The organism is Variovorax dokdonensis (assembly GCF_030316895.1).
Lineage (GTDB): Bacteria > Pseudomonadota > Gammaproteobacteria > Burkholderiales > Burkholderiaceae_C > Variovorax > Variovorax dokdonensis.
On sequence record NZ_JASZYV010000003.1, the window covers coordinates 468,886 to 484,719 of the forward strand.

Annotated in this window: 19 protein-coding genes, 1 pseudogene and 1 other annotated feature; of the genes and pseudogenes, 11 read left to right on the forward strand and 9 right to left on the reverse strand. The window is 62.6% G+C overall.

What is annotated here, in order from left to right; all coding sequences use genetic code 11:
- The first annotated feature begins 135 nt into the window (after nt 1–135).
- A complete protein-coding gene (locus QTH91_RS15905) occupies nt 136–555 on the forward strand; it encodes a hypothetical protein (RefSeq protein WP_286661076.1) in 420 nt (139 codons plus the stop codon).
- 85 nt (nt 556–640) lie between these two features.
- Here QTH91_RS15905 and QTH91_RS15910 read toward each other — a convergent pair whose 3' ends face one another.
- On the reverse strand, nt 641–1,111 hold the full coding sequence (locus tag QTH91_RS15910) for a DUF421 domain-containing protein (RefSeq protein ID WP_286661077.1): 471 nt from the start codon (nt 1,109–1,111) through the stop codon (nt 641–643).
- On the reverse strand, nt 1,111–1,650 hold the full coding sequence (locus tag QTH91_RS15915) for a hypothetical protein (protein ID WP_286661078.1): 540 nt from the start codon (nt 1,648–1,650) through the stop codon (nt 1,111–1,113). Before QTH91_RS15915 ends, QTH91_RS15910 begins: the two co-directional genes overlap by 1 nt.
- Before the next feature lie 173 nt (nt 1,651–1,823).
- Between QTH91_RS15915 and QTH91_RS15920 the strand changes: the two genes are divergently transcribed.
- Both QTH91_RS15920 and QTH91_RS15925 read left to right on the forward strand, forming a co-directional pair.
- The gene (locus QTH91_RS15920) at nt 1,824–3,176 is read left to right on the forward strand and encodes a putative DNA modification/repair radical SAM protein (protein WP_286661592.1); all 1,353 of its coding nucleotides are present in this window, start codon (nt 1,824–1,826) and stop codon (nt 3,174–3,176) included.
- Nucleotides 3,177–3,192: 16 nt separating this feature from the next.
- Nucleotides 3,193–4,674: a UdgX family uracil-DNA binding protein gene (locus tag QTH91_RS15925; RefSeq protein WP_286661079.1), complete on the forward strand. Its 1,482-nt coding sequence runs from the start codon at nt 3,193–3,195 to the stop codon at nt 4,672–4,674.
- 38 nt (nt 4,675–4,712) lie between these two features.
- On the opposite strand, the gene QTH91_RS15930 is transcribed toward QTH91_RS15925, so the two are convergent.
- A complete protein-coding gene (locus tag QTH91_RS15930; RefSeq protein ID WP_286661080.1) occupies nt 4,713–5,444 on the reverse strand; it encodes a Crp/Fnr family transcriptional regulator in 732 nt (243 codons plus the stop codon).
- Here QTH91_RS15930 and QTH91_RS15935 point away from each other — a divergent pair.
- The 3 genes from QTH91_RS15935 to QTH91_RS15945 are packed head-to-tail and all read left to right on the forward strand — an operon-like array spanning nt 5,437 to nt 6,502.
- Nucleotides 5,437–5,592: a hypothetical protein gene (locus QTH91_RS15935; RefSeq protein WP_286661081.1), complete on the forward strand. Its 156-nt coding sequence runs from the start codon at nt 5,437–5,439 to the stop codon at nt 5,590–5,592. The genes QTH91_RS15930 and QTH91_RS15935 overlap by 8 nt on opposite strands.
- Nucleotides 5,589–5,816, forward strand: coding sequence for a DUF2934 domain-containing protein (locus QTH91_RS15940; RefSeq protein WP_286661082.1), 228 nt, complete (start codon nt 5,589–5,591; stop codon nt 5,814–5,816). Before QTH91_RS15935 ends, QTH91_RS15940 begins: the two co-directional genes overlap by 4 nt.
- Complete coding sequence (locus tag QTH91_RS15945) at nt 5,813–6,502, forward strand: glycosyltransferase family 2 protein (RefSeq protein ID WP_286661083.1); 690 nt, start codon at nt 5,813–5,815, stop codon at nt 6,500–6,502. Before QTH91_RS15940 ends, QTH91_RS15945 begins: the two co-directional genes overlap by 4 nt.
- A gap of 61 nt (nt 6,503–6,563) precedes the next feature.
- Here the strand turns inward: QTH91_RS15945 and QTH91_RS23075 are convergent.
- Nucleotides 6,564–6,740: pseudogene (locus QTH91_RS23075) on the reverse strand (helix-turn-helix transcriptional regulator); the annotation flags it as partial.
- A gap of 307 nt (nt 6,741–7,047) precedes the next feature.
- Here QTH91_RS23075 and QTH91_RS15950 point away from each other — a divergent pair.
- Together QTH91_RS15950 and QTH91_RS15955 are read left to right on the forward strand one after the other, a co-directional pair.
- A complete protein-coding gene (locus QTH91_RS15950; protein WP_286661084.1) occupies nt 7,048–7,278 on the forward strand; it encodes a hypothetical protein in 231 nt (76 codons plus the stop codon).
- Between the two features lie 138 nt (nt 7,279–7,416).
- Nucleotides 7,417–7,686 carry a hypothetical protein gene (locus QTH91_RS15955; RefSeq protein ID WP_286661085.1) on the forward strand — a complete coding sequence of 90 codons (270 nt, stop codon included), beginning with the start codon at nt 7,417–7,419 and terminating at the stop codon, nt 7,684–7,686.
- 724 nt (nt 7,687–8,410) lie between these two features.
- Here QTH91_RS15955 and QTH91_RS15960 read toward each other — a convergent pair.
- Entirely contained in the window at nt 8,411–8,851 is a 441-nt protein-coding gene (locus tag QTH91_RS15960; protein WP_286661086.1) for a hypothetical protein, read from the reverse strand.
- Between the two features lie 765 nt (nt 8,852–9,616).
- On the opposite strand from QTH91_RS15960, the gene QTH91_RS15965 reads away from it, so the two are divergent.
- A complete protein-coding gene (locus tag QTH91_RS15965; RefSeq protein WP_286661087.1) occupies nt 9,617–10,531 on the forward strand; it encodes a hypothetical protein in 915 nt (304 codons plus the stop codon).
- Between the two features lie 233 nt (nt 10,532–10,764).
- Here QTH91_RS15965 and QTH91_RS15970 read toward each other — a convergent pair.
- Nucleotides 10,765–11,996, reverse strand: a protein-coding gene (locus QTH91_RS15970; protein WP_390367301.1) for an IS3 family transposase whose coding sequence is annotated in 2 segments (ribosomal slippage) — nt 10,765–11,705 and nt 11,705–11,996 — 1,233 coding nt in all. Because the reading frame shifts where the segments join, the coding sequence is not laid out codon by codon here.
- Nucleotides 11,602–11,718, reverse strand: a sequence feature (AL1L pseudoknot). (Overlaps the previous gene by 117 nt.)
- Nucleotides 11,997–12,105: 109 nt before the next feature.
- Here QTH91_RS15970 and QTH91_RS15975 point away from each other — a divergent pair.
- Entirely contained in the window at nt 12,106–12,636 is a 531-nt protein-coding gene (locus QTH91_RS15975; RefSeq protein ID WP_286661089.1) for a hypothetical protein, read from the forward strand.
- A gap of 82 nt (nt 12,637–12,718) precedes the next feature.
- On the opposite strand, the gene QTH91_RS15980 is transcribed toward QTH91_RS15975, so the two are convergent.
- The gene (locus QTH91_RS15980) at nt 12,719–13,339 is read right to left on the reverse strand and encodes a 3'-5' exonuclease (RefSeq protein WP_286661090.1); all 621 of its coding nucleotides are present in this window, start codon (nt 13,337–13,339) and stop codon (nt 12,719–12,721) included.
- A gap of 53 nt (nt 13,340–13,392) precedes the next feature.
- Here QTH91_RS15980 and QTH91_RS15985 point away from each other — a divergent pair, with 53 nt between their 5' ends.
- Nucleotides 13,393–13,527 carry a DUF1214 domain-containing protein gene (locus tag QTH91_RS15985; RefSeq protein ID WP_286661593.1) on the forward strand — a complete coding sequence of 45 codons (135 nt, stop codon included), beginning with the start codon at nt 13,393–13,395 and terminating at the stop codon, nt 13,525–13,527.
- Between the two features lie 356 nt (nt 13,528–13,883).
- Here QTH91_RS15985 and QTH91_RS15990 read toward each other — a convergent pair whose 3' ends face one another.
- The gene (locus QTH91_RS15990) at nt 13,884–14,690 is read right to left on the reverse strand and encodes a metallophosphoesterase family protein (RefSeq protein WP_286661091.1); all 807 of its coding nucleotides are present in this window, start codon (nt 14,688–14,690) and stop codon (nt 13,884–13,886) included.
- On the reverse strand, nt 14,687–15,646 hold the full coding sequence (locus QTH91_RS15995) for a diacylglycerol/lipid kinase family protein (RefSeq protein ID WP_286661092.1): 960 nt from the start codon (nt 15,644–15,646) through the stop codon (nt 14,687–14,689). Before QTH91_RS15995 ends, QTH91_RS15990 begins: the two co-directional genes overlap by 4 nt.
- Nucleotides 15,647–15,834: the final 188 nt, after the last annotated feature.

Sequence of the window (15,834 nt, forward strand, 5' to 3'; positions counted from 1 at the left end):
ACTCCAATTCGCACTGAGTGCCACCGATGACCCTGGTGGCGACGCATCTGGCCCGGTCGATTTCGTCCCGATCTGACTCTGTTCGGTGAGCGCGCGTTTGCGAACAATGGTGGGCACAACCGAACTCTTGGCCAGATGAATACAAACGAAGCGCTGGAGCTCGAACGGGCTATCCACCAGATCCAACTGATCCTCCAATCCCGGTACCGTGACCACGAATACACGCCATGGGCCGGACCCACGGGGCTCGGCGAACTTCCGCCGACGGACAAAGAGATGGCCATCCACATGGTCGAAGCAGCCAACGAGGCATCTCGGGAGCGAGTCGCGACCCACTTTGTTCTGACGTCCTCCACCATCCTCCTCGGAGTGGCCCAGCGCCTCATGAGCGCGCCGAGCTATCTTTCGCCGAAGGACCGCGCGGCGCGCATGCGGCAACTGACCGACGATCTCCGCACCGGAGCACGGACCGCGTATCGCGCCGGGCTGATGCTGCTCGACGTGGATCCGTGCCTGCCGCCATCCGCCGATGGAGCGAAGTCGTCCAACGCCTGACGATTCGGCCGATCGGCTCCTTTGGGGAACGTGCCGGACGCGCAATCGGCGCGTCCCCGGTCATGGTCGGCTCCTGCCCGACGCGTCAATCTTTTTCAGCAAGCTCGCCCCGCGGCGGATCGCGCTTGATGAAGCTGATCTTGCCGTTGGGTTCGAGCATCGCCCACGCCACATCTTCGAGCCGCGCGATGCCCGCCAACCGCATCTCGGACTCGATCTCCATGCGCGTCAATCGATCGCGGCGACGGTTGTCATCGAGCACCTTGCCGTGGCGCACGATGACGCGCGGCTCTCCTTCAAGCACCCTGGCGGCCCTGGGCGACAGGTACGACAGCCAACTGAGCACCAGGCCCCACAGTGCAAAGGTGCCCACGGCCAGGGTGGCGCCCGTCAGGCTGAAGTCGTTTTGCGTCACCCCCTGCTGGATCAGGTCTCCGATGACGACCATCACGATGAACTCGAACGGCGTCATCTGACCAAGCTCGCGCTTGCCCAGCAGCCGCACCAGCAGATAGAGCACGGCAAACATCGCTGTGGCGCGCAGGACGATTTCCATCAGGGCATCACCCTCAGTTCGCGACGGCTGGCGGCGATCAAGCGGCCGTCGTCGAGCACTCGTATGTCGCCGGCCAAGCGTCCGAAGAAGCGTGGGTTGATCTGCGCGTCCACCTTGAAGATCAACGCTTCACCCTGGGCGAGCGCATCGAAGCCGAATCGGATGCGCCCGTCCTTGAAGGTCTCGCTGTCGGCAGCTGGCACCATCGAATTGATCGTGGTCTCGGTCCACAGGTGCGGATCCACCTCGATCTGCAGCCGCGAGATGTCCGTATTGGCATGCACCTCGATGAGCGCTTCGTACAGGTCGCCAGTGCTGACGACTGTCGGCATCGCCACGCTCAAGTCCACGGCGCCCGTGGCGTGACTGCGCTCGGGCCAGGGCTTGCCCAGCCATCCCGAAGCGCCGAGGCCCACCACCGCAAGCAGGACAAGCAGCGACAGCGGGCTGGCGTGGCGTGCAATGGCGCTGCCGGTCCGCAGATGGGCCGGATCGATGCCGTCCGGCATGGCGCCGGGAGTTTCGTTGGGAGCAGACACGTTTCTTCTCTGGCGAAGAGATGCACAGCACAAGCGTTGTGCAGTTTCGGCACGACCGCTTGGCGGCGCATGTCGTCCGTTGTCGCCGGCACGTGTCCGCTGCTGGCGACAGGCTGACTTCGCCGTCTAAGGCGCCAGAGAAAGATACTGTATATACTTACAGTACCATGGCGTTGTCGATCCTTCGCAAGCTGTCCATCCTGGCGGACGCCGCCAAATACGACGCGTCGTGTGCATCGTCGGGCGCCCAACCGCGCAACTCCCGTGATCAGAAGGGCATTGGCTCCACCAACGGTTGCGGCATCTGCCACAGCTATGCGCCCGACGGCCGGTGCATTTCGCTGCTGAAGGTGCTGCTGACCAACTGGTGCATCTACGACTGCCTCTATTGCGTGAATCGCGAGTCCAGCAACGTGGAGCGCGCCCGCTTTTCCGTGGAAGAGGTGGTGCAGCTCACCTTGGACTTCTATCGCCGCAATCTCATCGAGGGCCTGTTCCTGAGTTCGGGAATCATCCAGACGCCCGACTACACGATGGAGCAACTGATCGAAGTCGCGCGCCGACTGCGCGAGGACCATCAGTTCCGTGGCTATATCCACCTCAAGACCATTCCCGACGCGAGCGCTGATCTGATCGCGCGCGCCGGCCTTCACGCGGACCGCCTGAGCATCAACATCGAGCTGCCGACGCAGGCCTCGCTCGTGCAGTTGGCTCCGCAAAAAGATGTGGGCGGCATCAAGCGCTCCATGGCGCGCATCCGCCTTCAGCTCGACGACGCCAAAGAGGCACAAAAGAACGCCCGGCATACCCGTTCCATGCCCGGGGCACCCGCCGCGCGACCGGCGCCTGCTCGCTTCGCCCCCGCTGGGCAAAGCACGCAGATGATCGTGGGCGCCGACGCGTCGGACGACCGCGTCATTCTTCGCACCAGCGTGACCCTCTATCGAAGCTATGGGCTCCGACGCGTCTACTACAGCGCCTTCAGCCCCATTCCGCATGCGAGCGCGCTGCTGCCCGGCCGCGCCGCGCCGTTGATGCGCGAGCACCGCCTCTACCAGGCCGACTGGCTCATGCGCCACTACGGATTTCAAGAGCAAGAGCTGGTCACCGACGCGGGCCTGCTGCCTCTGAACATGGACCCGAAGCTGGCCTGGGCGCTCGCTCATCCCGAGTGGTTTCCGGTCGACCTGAACCGCGCGCCGAGAGAAACGCTGCTGCGCGTGCCCGGGCTGGGCACACGCTCGGTCGAGCGCTTGCTGAAAGCGCGCAGCCTGCGCCAGGTGCGCAAGTCGGACGTCTTGCGCCTGGGTGCTCCGGGCGCGCGCATCCTGGCCTTCGTCGCGCTGCCCGATCACCGACCTGGCAATGACGCAGCCCGCCTGCTCGAAGCGGCCATGCGCAGCAAGGCGCCGGGGCCATCGTCGCGGGTCGCAGCGGCCGCGCAGCAGGGCGATCTTTTCGAGACGGCCGCCCCTGCGGACATGCCTGCCCCGGCCGCGCTTGCGGGCGAGCCTGTCCTGGCGTGACTTCGGTTGCGGCACCATGACCGAAAGCTGCTCGCCCGTGCAGGGGCACGACGATTTCGAAGTCTTCCTCGCACGCTTGCGCGATGCCTTGCATCGCGGGCTGGAACCTGGCGAAGTGTCTTGGGAACGGTCTGCGCAGACCTCCTTGCTGGACGAAGCCGACAGCGCGCCGGCCGCCATCGACGCTGCTGCCGAACGAGCACGGCCGGTGCTGCGACTGCCGCGCGGATTCATCGAGCTGCTGCGCGTGGCGATGCTTCACGAAGGCGCTGACCGCTTCCATGCGGCTCACACACTGGCTGTAGCCATCCTTCAGGACCGCCGCGCATGGAGCGACGTATTGCGGGGCGATCGCCTGCAACTCGAGCGCATGGCGCGAGAGGTTCGCCGCGAGATTCACAAGATGCACGCCTTCGTCCGATTTCGGCCGATGAACGACGACGACGGCGAATGCTTCGTCGCCTGGTTCGAGCCCACGCATCGCATCGTGCGGGCGGCCGCGCCCTTCTTCGTCGACCGCTTCGCTGCCATGAGGTGGGCGATCCTCACTCCGCAAGAGAGCGTGCATTGGGACCGGCGCGAATTGCGCTTCGGCCCAGCGGCAAGGCGTGCCGATGCGCCCGGGCCGGATGGTGGAGAGGCTTTGTGGATCGAGTACTACCGCAGCATCTTCAATCCCGCACGCGCCAACCTGACGATGATGCGCCGCGAGATGCCCGTGCGCTTCTGGCGCAACCTGCCGGAAGCCGCGCAGATTTCTTCACTTCTTCGTGAAGCCCAATCGCGCGCGACGGACATGCAATCACAGGTCACACCGCCGCGCGAACGACGAGCCGGCCAGCGCGGCTGCGGCCAAGACGATCCTGCACTGCTGCAAGCACCTGCCGGCGACGGCCCGACCGAGCGGCTGGCCGTGCTGGCCCGTCGTGCAGCCGGCTGCGAAGCGTGCCCTTTTTCTGCGGATGCAACGCAGACCGTCTGGGGCGAAGGCGCGGCTCATGCGGCACTCATGCTCGTGGGCGAACAGCCCGGCGACCAGGAAGACCTGGCCGGCCGGCCCTTCGTCGGACCGGCCGGGCAACTTCTTCGGCGCGCCATTGCGCAGTTGGGGTGGCCGGCCGACCAGATCTACCTGACCAACGCCGTCAAGCACTTCAAGTACGAATGGCGCGGCAAGCGGCGCATCCACAAGACGGCCGCGCAACGCGAGGCGCTGGCGTGTGCGGATTGGTTGGAAGCCGAGATCGACGCCGTCCGACCACGTGCGCTGGTGGCACTGGGTCGCACCGCGTTGACCAGCCTGATGGGGCGCCCCCTCAGCATCGAGGAACATGCAGGGCAATGGCTGAGACGCAGGGTCGATGGGCTGCCGGTCTACGTCATGCCGCATCCGGCGGCGGTCCTGCGTGCGGGCGATGCCGACTCAGGCACGCGGGAGGCCGAGTGGACCCGCCTTCTCGCAGGCGCCGGCCAGGCCCTGCGAGCCGACGGCGACTGAGCAGTTCGCACCACCCCGCCGAATCGAACGGCAGCGAATCAGGCGCATGCGCGCGATGCGATCTCGGGCGCAAGGTAGAGATAAGCCGGATCGAATTTGGCGACCCTGACCAGTTCCTTGAGATTGAGTATCCGCACCCGCGAGGCACGAACCTCGCACAGTTGCGCCTCGCGCAACTCCCTCAGCACACGATTCACATGCACATTGGTCAGCGCGCAGACCTGCCCCAAGTCCGCCTGAGTCATTGGTAGCGCGAACTCGGCTCCATCGGAAGCGCCGATGGCCAGCAGGCGCGCATTGGTTTCGCACAGGAAATGCGCGACCCGTTCGACGGCGGTGAGGCTTGCCAGCCGATAGATCCACTGTCGATGCATGGCCGCGTCGAGCAGGGTCAGGAACCAGAGTCGGCGTGCGAGCGTTGCATCTTCTACCTGGATCTGTTTAAGCGCCGCATGCGTGAACAGGGCGATCTTCACGTCCGTCAGCGCGCCGACATCGTGATCGAGGCGCTTCAGGACGTAGGCGTGCAGGTCCACGAAGTCGCCGGGCACGTGCATCGCAACCAGATGGCGCTTGCCATCGACTGCATCCACATGCCGCGTCATCAGGCCCTCTACGAGCAAGGTGCTCACTTCGACCGGTGAGCCCTGGCGCACCACGATCTGCCCGGCTGCATAGGTGCGCGTGAACGAGATGCTGCTTTCGAGGGTGTCGCGCTCGGCGTCCGAGAGCTCGGTGTTTCGAAGACGAAGCACATTGCGAGTGAGCATGGTCGAGCCCTTGCTTGGGATGGTGCGCGAGAAGTGCGCCGCCCGCATTAATGTGAATCAAAGTCTGAAAGATATTTCGCTCTGCCATCGCAAAGGGATCGTGTCCTACGTGGCGGCCGCCACGGCCATCCCAATCTTCGATGCATGAAGACACCTCAAGAAACGCCGAGCGAGCCTCGCACAGATACAGCGTCGACCCACGAGGATCGCGTCCGTCGCGCGGCCTACGAGTTGGCTGAACGCCGCGGCTTCGCGCCGGGGTACGAGCTTGAGGATTGGCTTGCGGCAGAAAAGCAAGTTCTCGGCGATTCGGCCGTGGACGAAACCGGAGTGCCGACGCAAGGCAGCGGCGAGCAAAAGGGCAATCCGTGATCGGGGTCGTCGTCCCCGCCCACAACGAGGCAGCGCTGGTGATCGATTGCATCGACGCGGTCGTTGCTGCGGCCCGGCATCCCGACCTGGGCGGCGAGCCCGTTGAAATCGTTGTCGTGCTCGACGCCTGTTCAGACGGCACGGCGGACATCGTGGCTAGCATGCCGGTGAGCGCGATCGAGGTGCAGGTGCGCAACGTCGGTGCCGCACGTGCGCAAGGGGCGATGCGCCTGCTTGAGCGCGGCGCTCGTTGGCTTGCCTTCACGGATGCGGATACGCAGGTTGCGCCCGATTGGCTCGTGCAGCAACTTCAACTCGACGCCGAAGTCGTTTGCGGAACGGTGGCCGTCAATGACTGGTCGGAGCACGCGCCCCACGAACGGCGGATGGAAGAGCACTTTCGGGCGACCTACTCCGATGCGGATGGTCATCGCCATGTGCATGGGGCCAATCTGGGCATCAGTGCCGCTGCCTATCGACTGGTGGGCGGATTTTCTGCGCTTGCATCCAGCGAAGATGTGGCACTGGTCCAGGCATTGCAGGCCGCCGGGGTCCAAGTCGCCTGGAGTGCCGCGCCGCGCGTGTACACCAGCGCGAGGCGCCGCGCACGTGCGCCTTCCGGCTTTGCCGCGGCACTTTGCGCAGCAGCCGAGGCGTTCGCCATTCCGGCGATGGCCGTGAAGTAGCGGGCTCTGGCTGCGGCGAAAGTCCGGAATCCGGTTGCATCGACCTCCCACGGCGCCTGAAGGAACCGGGGCCGAGGCCAGCATGCCGCGTGAACGCACGATTGAAAGCCGCCTCGGATTGGTATCCGACGTCCTCCGCGATTTCGCCGATGCTCCCGTCGACTTGAATCAGTAGGGTGGCGGCGCGCTCCATGCGCAGCCGCGTGAGCAGGAGGATAGGCGTCGTACCGCTCAATCTTGCGAACGCGCGCCAAGGGAATTGCGCTGCGCACCCGCAGCACCCAGCACCGACTGAACACCGATCCGGTGCCGGTGCGAAGGCTGATTGGCAATATCGTCTCCAATGCCATCAAGTTCCATCTCGATTCTGAATCGCTGAGCCAGAACGCCCAACTGCGCGGGCTCAACTCACTGGCAGCTCACGGCCATGAGCGGACGTTAACTTTGGTGACGAAGCCCACATGTACAACGTCAGGATGTATTTGGCAGAAGCGGTTGCGAGCTTGGAGGTAGAGGGGCCATACAAGCCCCACGACAAGCACGCCATGCTGATCTTCATTCGCCAAGCGGTTGAGTCGGAGCATGACTGGAAACTTGCGGAGGCTGGTGCAGCCAGCGCCGGATGGGTGGACGTTGTGCTAAAGAGGGCGGGCACGCTTGAGAGCGAGAACCTGAACGGGAGAGATCAACAGTTTCGAGATGCCTTTGAATCCGCTATGCAAGGAAGGTGCGGACTTGTTGTGTATCGCGACCCGATTCCCGAAGGCGACGCCTAGCGGCCAACAGCGGACTTCCAGCGCAAGCACACGTTACACACACCCTTCGGTATCGTGGTTCGCTACCTGGTTAGTTCTCGCTTCCAGAGGCAAGGCCCCCAGGTTACTTTCGCGGGCAGCAACCCTCTACGGACCTCGATGCTACTCTTCAACTATTCGACCGCCGTGCTGTTCTGGGTACTGCTTGCGCTAGTGCCCTTGGGGGTCACCGTCGCGTATGTGAGTGCAGCACCCCGCGACCTGTCCGTCGTGCAGCGGTTCACTACATCCACGCATGGCGCTGCACTATCTGCGCTCGGGCTCGCAGCACTGCTCGTCAGCATCCTCGGAACTCCGCAGCAATCGAACTGGGACGTCTTCGGTCCGATGTGCTTTCTCCCTCTCGTTCTGATGGCCTATTCGCTTTGATTGCCAGCCGCATGCTTCGCGCCGCTAGGAATTTCGAAGACGGGCCAATCACGTAGTCGCACTGGCAGGTCACCCGGCTCGGGGCCTGCGAAGGTAGGCACATCGGGAATGTCTAGAGGGGCTCAACCTACGGACGCAGTCCCGTCAAACTCTGCCTGTCCTCAGTGCGCAAGGGCGCCTCTTCCGTGCATGCAGAGCGATTTGCTTCCAGGTGGGTTAGCAAACTAGCGTCATCTGCTGCGCTATCAGGAAGCAGCAAACGAGTCCACGCCTAGAAAACCGACCGAGGACTCACGCAAACGCGCGCCTACCTATTGCTTCGAAGGGGGCCTCGGCGGCTGAATGAGGCAAACAGCGTAGGTAACTAGAAAGCAGACCCCGGCTGCGAACATGCCGTAGCTCGCTGCCGCCATGTAAAGGACAAAAGGCGAAGGCAAGGCCCCCATTACCGTTCTAGTCAGAACGACAACGTAGAAGGCAGTGGCTGCTAAGAACAGACCCGCAGCACTTCGACACAGCCACGGCGCATTCCTGTAGAGGGTTCGCGGATTCGGCGGGTCAACAATCATCAACAGAAACGTGACTACCACAGCCATCACTCCTGCAGTTAGGCCTATCTGTGTGAGAGGGCCCTCAAACCGCTTTATTGGGGGCATGAGTACGGGGATGAGGGCTGATGCCAACGACACAACCCCCTTGATACCCTTTAGTACCACTGCGGCTCCTACTTCGTGTCGGATGTTGTGACGTACCGAAAGCCTTGCACTATCGCCCCGTCTTTGTCTAGGGCAAGGACGGACCGGTATTGAATTAACTTCTCTTTCGCGGGGTTCAAGAGCTCATACTGCACTTCGCGCGCATACTTCGCACTCGAGCGAATCAGGATGAAGGCTTCATCCGAACTACCTTTGAGCCTGAGGAATTCCTGGGCACGTTTGGCGTCCTCTTTGGCAATTTTCACTCGGCTCATCAGTGCGGCTCCAGAGACGATTTCGACCTGATTCGGCAGCTTATTAGCCTTTGCGTGGAAGTCCTTGACTAAGGCCTCCCGAGTTGCTTGGCTGTACTTTGCGAGCTCGAGAATCAAGCTGCCAACGGACTCCTCCCATTTGACGCTGTAGTACTCCGTAGGCCCTTCGCCTTTGAGCACAACTTCAACGGTCACGACCTCGTCGGGAAGGTCACGCTCTGTGGGCAGTGTGGCTTCGTTAGCGTCAACAAGTGCCTTGTATATTTTGCTAGTGAACGTCCCTGCGGGAGCCGGGTACTGGCCTTGCGCCCAATAGGTGGACGGGAGCTTGGTCCATCCCGATGGGAGAGCAATGTCCGATGACGCAGTCCGCCACTGCCCCGGGCCTTCCAGCCGAGCCCTGTCGCAAGTGGTAGGCCTTTGGGGCTTGAGGATGCTGTTCAACAAGAACTGCTCCCACCCATATGCGAGGTTCACTTTGCCGCGATTGCAGATTTCGTACACCAGCGCTGGTTGTCCTCTACTCAGGTCAACCGCTGAGAGATAAGCGAACTTTTGGTCTTTGCTCGCGCCCTCAGACTCGCCGCTGTACGGCTTTGGGTCAGAGGAAGCCGCCGGCGCTTGGTTCGGAGGCTCGGCTGCCGGGGAATGCAGGGCAATGAGTGCCAGGGCAGACAAGAGCACGCCAAGTCGAAGCATCCCGAACCTCCAGTCCCGCAAAGTTGGACCGATACGATTGTCGTACAGCGATTGACTTTCAACCAGCGGCGCAGTGAATCCGTCTGGTTCTGGAAGCGGCCCCCCGGCCCAAAGCTATCCGTGCGGGTGAGCACGTACCTTGTGCTTCTGCTTAGGTCATCAACTAGGGGGATGACGACACCGAAATCAGGCAAAACACTCGAAACCGTTTGCGGGTTAGCAGGCTCATGCCTCACGGCTACTTGACCGCGAAGGAGAAGAATGAAGTTTCGAGTCCCCCTCTACCTCGTTCTCGTCGCCATACTGGTTACCGCAGCAGGATGCAGCGCGCCGAGACCGAAACTGACTTACGCCGCGCTACCCGACGGTGGAACGCCCGGCGCCGGCTTTCCGTTCGTTGTTCCTCGTACCGCAGTGAGAGTTGCTCCAAGCTTTGATAAGGGTGGCGCATTGGAAGGCGTGAATCTCACCCCGGTGCCCATGGCGGGCGCAGATGACGGGAAGACACCCCTTCCGGCTTTCGTTGCGACGGATAGCAGCACCGGCGGTTGGGCTTTTGCCCCCACGACACTAAGTTCAGTCAAGTACGTGGACGAACTTATAGTGAGCGAGATTGGCACGCAGGTCACCGACAACCGAAAGGATGTACTTGGCGTGCTGGTTACCGCCGCTAGCCTGGGAGGCGCATTTGCACTCACGAAAGATTCGAAGAAGTGCGATGGCACTACACCACTGAAGCCATTCGTCATTGAGGCAACGCATACTGAAGCAGGTGCTCCAGCCAAGGATGTCGAATGCTGGGGCTACTCGGTCACGTTGGCCAAGTTCAATCCCGTGGCTCGCAAGCGGTTCGACGTCAAGGAAATTGCTTCGATAGGAACAGTGGAGTGGTTCCCTATCGCGGCTTGCAAGAGCTACGTTGTCAGCGTGTACCCCTGCGCTGACAAGAGCTGCAAGACGCCAATGTCGGACAAGCAAGTATTCGTGACTACGCTGCCGCTTTCGGATGGAACGCAATATCAACGAGTGCCGTTGCCCGCAAAGGGAAAGATTACGCTGCACACGGACTTTTGCGGCGCAGACACCACCGATGAAGCCGGAGCAACGGACAGCGATTGGAGCTTGCTCAAGCAGTTCCTGAGCGATGTCAAATCCGAGAAGGAAAAGGCGAAGTAGCCAAGAAGGCGTGTTCCAGAGCTTCGGGTCGGCTGAGTGTCACAGCTACCCGAATCTTTGGGCAGAACTCCTGGGCCCCTCAAACTGACCTATGGATGGAGGAAACCATGCAGGCGTCAATGTCTCGGTCGCTTTGTCTTACCGTGACCATGTTGCTCGTCGGATGCAGTACGACAACGGAAATGCCGCAGGACTGAATCGCCCCGGGATTCGCGGAGGCTATTTGGTTTAAGTCAGGCCACCGCCTCGGTGTTCTGACTGGCGAGTTGCCGGTAGTAGTTTGCCTCGGCTTCTGCTGGCGGGATATACCCGATGGGTTCGAGCAGGCGATGATGGTTGAACCACGACACCCATTCGAGCGTTGCGAGCTCCACGGCCTCCTTGGTTTTCCAGGGTGCTCGGCGATGAATGAGCTCGGCCTTGTAGAGCCCGTTGATGGTCTCGGCCAAGGCGTTGTCATAGCTGTCGCCCTTGCTGCCCACTGACGGCTCGATGCCCGCTTCTGCCAGCCGCTCGGTGTAGCGAATGCTGACGTACTGCGAGCCCCTGTCGGAGTGACAAACCAGGCTTCCATCGCGTTCGGGCTGCCGGGCGTATAGAGCTTGCTCCAGCGCATCGAGCACGAAGTCTGTTCGCATCGAACTGCTCACTCGCCAGCCTACGATGCGCCTGGCAAACACATCGATGACGAAGGCCACGTAGAGCCAACCCTGCCAGGTCGAGACGTACGTGAAATCGCTGACCCACAACTGGTTGGGCCGCTCGGCACGGAACTGCCGGTTGACCCGGTCCAGCGGGCACGGTGCCTTGGCATCGCCGACCGTGGTGCGCACGACCTTGCCGCGCACCACACCACGCAGGCCCAGCCTGCGCATCAATCTCTCGACCGTACAGCGGGCCACGACAACGCCTTCGCGCGCCAGTTGCCGCCACACCTTGTCGGCGCCGTAGACCTGCATGTTGGCCTGCCAGACACGTTCAATCTGTGGCATCAGCATCTCGTCGCGATGAGCCCGGGCGCAGCGCTTGTGCGGCTCGCGCAGCAGCGCCGCATGCCTTCGATATGCCGACGGGGCGACCTGCAAGACCTTGCAGAGCGGCTCGACCCCGAAGGCATCGCGATGCTTGTCGATGAAGTCCTTCAGGACTTGAGCCGGCGGTCGAGCTCCGCCTGGGCGAAAAACGCGCTGGCCAGCTTCAATATCTCATTGGCCCGGCGCAGTTCCTTGACCTCGCGCTCCAGCTCCTTCATCCGCTGGGCTTCGCTGGTCGTGATGCCTTCACGCACGCCGGTATCGACCTCGGCACGCTTGACCCATTCGTTCAAGGTCTGCGGCACACATCCAATCTTGGGCGCGATGGACTCGATGGCCGCCCACAGCGACGGGTATTCCCCCCGGTGCTCCTGCACCATCCTCACCGCGCGCTCACGCACCTCGGGTGAGAACATGTTCGACTTGCTCATGGCTCAATCCTCTCAGAGTGTTGAGCCTCCTCAAAACCCGGGGCGATTCAGGATGTATGGGCGGCCCAAGGCCGCATCCCTTTTCATTGGCAAAGAAGTATGGGCGCAGATGACCATGGATTCCCCTCTTCGTATGCAGGTAGGTAGCCTGCCCGTGACGAGCGGCGGCTCCGCTGCCTTCAAGGAGTCTGTTAGCACGCAGATTGCGGCATTTCAGGAACGCTGGAACTGGCTCATCAGTCCTCTCGTGGTGCCGGTCGGGCTTGAAGTCATCGTTCGCCCTGCCCCAAGAACGCCTGCAGCGGTGCTTCATGACCTCGACAACATTGTTCGCGACTACCTTATTCCCGGAATCGTTCCCTCATTCGGAACGGTGACCGACCATCGGTGGACCACGGATACTGAAAAGCTGAAGTTGAGTGGTTCAAAGCTAGCCAAGTCCTGGGAGCCGATGCCTCCCGCGGGAACGAGAGTTGGCGTTACTCGCTATGAAGTTTGGCGGCTTCCAGCAATCGAAGATGCGCCAGGTTTCGTGAGTGTGGCGCTTGTCGCCGACGTCGACGCGGCAGGCGACATGATGGAGGCGGCCGACCGAAGAATTGCTGAGTGGAGAGAGACCATCCTCCGCAAAGCACGCTGACAGCACTAGGAACGACATGGCACCGCGCGAATAGGGGCAGTCAGGTCCTTTTTATCGCCATCGACCGAGGCAGCGCAGAACCTTAAGCACGTAGCTCGGCAGTCTTTGCAATCTTCCTCGTGAAATCACATCGAGGAAAAGTACTGCAACCATAGAAGCGTCCGTAGCGCCCCTTGCGCGGGACGAGAAAGCCCTTGCCGCAAGTCGGGCAGACTTCGCTGCTGCTCATTGAGCCATCAGCAGTCAACACCTCCAGTTGCTGGTCCTTCACCAGCTCAGTGATGAAAGCAGACTCCTTGTGCTCAATCGAAATGAGTGTGGCCGTTGCGCGTGCGCGAGTGAGAGCGACATAGAACAGACGACGTTCTTCGGCGTACTCGTACGAATCACCACCTGGCATTGAAAGTTGAAGCACAGGGTCGTCGGCGACCCGACTGGGAAAGCCGAGCGTCTCCGAGGTCATTCGCGGGACGATGACGTGGTCTGCCTCCAAACCTTTCGACGAGTGCACAGTGATGAACTCTACGTCGACCCACTGCTGCTTTGGGGTCGAAGGCAGGTATGCAGAATCCTTGCGGTATCGCCCAAGGAGGTAGACCTTCGAGCGCCTGCCGCGCTCAATCGCCTCCTGCGCAATCTCATTGACGCGGCGCTCGACAGCGGCGCGAATGTGGTACTCGCTTTGGACACTGACGATGCGCACTGGCTTGTCTATGTCCGGTTGGACCGAGCGCACGTTCTTCGCAGAACGAAGACCTGGTCAAGAACGCCGACGGTACCGTCGATGTTTACTTCGGACCAAAAGCACCGGCCGGAAAGGCGTCGAACTGGGTCCAGACCAATCCTGGTGGCAAGTTCGAGGTGCTGTTTCGTCTCTATGGTCCTCAGTAGGCGCTGTTCGACAAAACCTGGCAGTTGCCAGATATTCAGAGGATGGTCGGACGTTGACGTGCGGCTATCACAGAGAGGTCAGGAGAGAGAGCCAAAGGTCAACCGTGGAATGGCTGCTTCGGAGAAAACCGTACAGCCGCTTTGGGCCCAAAGCGGCTGTACCTGAAGCTCCGTTCCGGACATTGAACGAAGGTCCGCTTTCAAGAAGTCCCGATGTCCGCAACGGGCGCGTATCAGCCATTGGCTCCAGCGACGCACAGGTCTGCTGGGCGACGTAGCCCGTGTTCTGCAGCCAGAGTGCCGTCGCCTCTGCATGCGCTGGAGCGGTAACTCAAGCGCACTCAAAGCACACAGGCTCAGGCAGCCAACGCAAGCTCGTGCAGGTCCGCCGCCTTGAAGCTGCGATCAGGAGGCGACCAATCCCAGCGCTCCACGACACAGGGCGCATGAAGCCGGTCGTCGCAGCGCAGGACATTGACCGAATTCGGTGCGTTCCGGCGCACACGCGAAGAGACCGCCGTGCCGGCCTGCACGGCCCACAGCGGACGCGCGCAAGGCGCGAAGACTTCATGAAGCGGCCGCACGAATGGCAGGTGGATGTGCCCGCCCAGCACCAGATCGGCGCCGGCCGCTGACCAACGCGGCACGGCGGCATCGCGGCCATGCAAGCGATTCTTCGCATCTTCGGGCAGGGTCACGGCCAGGGGCTGGTGCACCACCACCACACGCAATTGGCGGGGGGTTGCCGCTTCCAGGCGCGCGGCCACGCGTTCGATTTGCGCCGCCGAAAGCTCGCCGTCTTGATGCCGGTACCAACGCGTGGTGTTGACGGCCACGACCAGGCAGTCGTCCGACTCGAACACCGGCTCGAGGTCTTCGCCGAAGGCCTCGCGGTAGCGGGCGTACGGTGCCAGCAGGCGCGTGCCGAGGGCGAACAGCGGGATGTCGTGGTTGCCCGGGATCGCCACCACAGCCGGGATGCCGAGCCGGTCGACGAAGGCACGCGCCGCGCTGAACTGCGCGCGCGTGGCCCGCTGCGTGATGTCGCCCGACAGCACCACCACATCCGGACGCTGCTGGCCGGCGAAGTGCTCCAACGCCTGCAGCACCGGCGCCTGCTCGGTGCCGAAGTGCGGATCGGAGATGTGCAGCAGCACGCTCATTGGCGCGTCGCCTCCAGTTCCGGAGCGACGGCGGGGCGCACCAGCCACAGCGGTTCGGGCGAAACCCGAAACTCAAGCGGCATGGCGCACCAGCCGATCTCGCCGTCGGTCGCCACCTTCACGCGTCGATGGCCGCGCATGGGCCGCACCGTCATCGACTCGAAGGGAAAGCTCACCACGCTGTCCGCCTCGCCGAGCCGGCCGCGCGCGCCACTGACCAGCAGTCCCAGCATCGACAGCGTACTCAGCGGCTTGAGCGCGATGGCCGCGAGCTGGCCCTGCTCCGGTGCATCGGCTTCGGGCAGGCCCACCTGGTGCAACTGCAGCGCGTTGTTCGCGACAAAGAGGGTCTTGGTGCGGATGTCGCGCTGCACGCCATGCCAGGACAGGTGCAAGTACCACGGCCGGTGCCCGCGCAACGCGGTCAGCAAGGCCGACCAGAGGGCCACCCAGCGGCGCCTGCCAAACTGAGCCTTGTAGGCCTCGCGGTCTTCAAGCAGTTGGGCATACAGGCCCAGGCTGGCATTGACGAGGAACACGCGATCGTTGACCTGCCCCACCTGCACGGCGCGCGGCTGCTCGTTGAGCAGCACGCGCATCGCCTCGTCGGTATCGGTTGGAATGCCGTGTGTGCGGCTGAAGTAGTTGAATGTGCCTTGAGGCAGCACGCCGAAGGCGCAGCCGCTGCCCAGCGTCGCCTGCGCCACCGCGTTGATGGTGCCGTCGCCACCGGCAGCGACGACCACGCCCTGCACCGCCTTGGCCCGCTCTACTGCCTCCTGCACGCAAGGCTGCAGGCGGCGGTGCCTGTCGACCTGGTAGATGTGATGCTCGCGGCCCGCCTGCGCGCAGGCGCTTTCGATGCTGCGCCTGGCATTGTCAGCCTCGCCCCGACCGGAGGCGGGGTTGAGCACGATGAAGAGCGGCGCATGCTCTGCGATGGCCAGCGGCGTCATCCCCAACCTTTCAGCGCGGTGACCGGCAGGCAGATCGAGCCAGCAAACAGCGGCGCCAGCGACGGCGCAGCCAGAGCGACGCCCGCCACATGCGACGCGGCCAAGGCAGCAAAGACGAGAGCGGAACGAGGAAGCACGTTAGACACGAGGCGGCTTGAAGATCCACGAATCAACAGATCCTACCTGCC

Coding starts and splice junctions, on each gene's coding strand:
- QTH91_RS15950 (WP_286661084.1), top strand. CDS start 7,048: ATGCTGATCTTCATTCGCCAAGCGGTTGAGTCGGAGCATGACTGGAAA.
- QTH91_RS15965 (WP_286661087.1), top strand. CDS start 9,617: ATGAAGTTTCGAGTCCCCCTCTACCTCGTTCTCGTCGCCATACTGGTT.
- QTH91_RS15930 (WP_286661080.1), bottom strand. CDS start 5,444: ATGCTCACTCGCAATGTGCTTCGTCTTCGAAACACCGAGCTCTCGGAC.
- QTH91_RS15975 (WP_286661089.1), top strand. CDS start 12,106: ATGACCATGGATTCCCCTCTTCGTATGCAGGTAGGTAGCCTGCCCGTG.
- QTH91_RS15925 (WP_286661079.1), top strand. CDS start 3,193: ATGACCGAAAGCTGCTCGCCCGTGCAGGGGCACGACGATTTCGAAGTC.
- QTH91_RS15990 (WP_286661091.1), bottom strand. CDS start 14,690: ATGAGCGTGCTGCTGCACATCTCCGATCCGCACTTCGGCACCGAGCAG.
- QTH91_RS15940 (WP_286661082.1), top strand. CDS start 5,589: ATGAAGACACCTCAAGAAACGCCGAGCGAGCCTCGCACAGATACAGCG.
- QTH91_RS15905 (WP_286661076.1), top strand. CDS start 136: ATGAATACAAACGAAGCGCTGGAGCTCGAACGGGCTATCCACCAGATC.
- QTH91_RS15995 (WP_286661092.1), bottom strand. CDS start 15,646: ATGACGCCGCTGGCCATCGCAGAGCATGCGCCGCTCTTCATCGTGCTC.
- QTH91_RS15955 (WP_286661085.1), top strand. CDS start 7,417: ATGCTACTCTTCAACTATTCGACCGCCGTGCTGTTCTGGGTACTGCTT.
- QTH91_RS15910 (WP_286661077.1), bottom strand. CDS start 1,111: ATGGAAATCGTCCTGCGCGCCACAGCGATGTTTGCCGTGCTCTATCTG.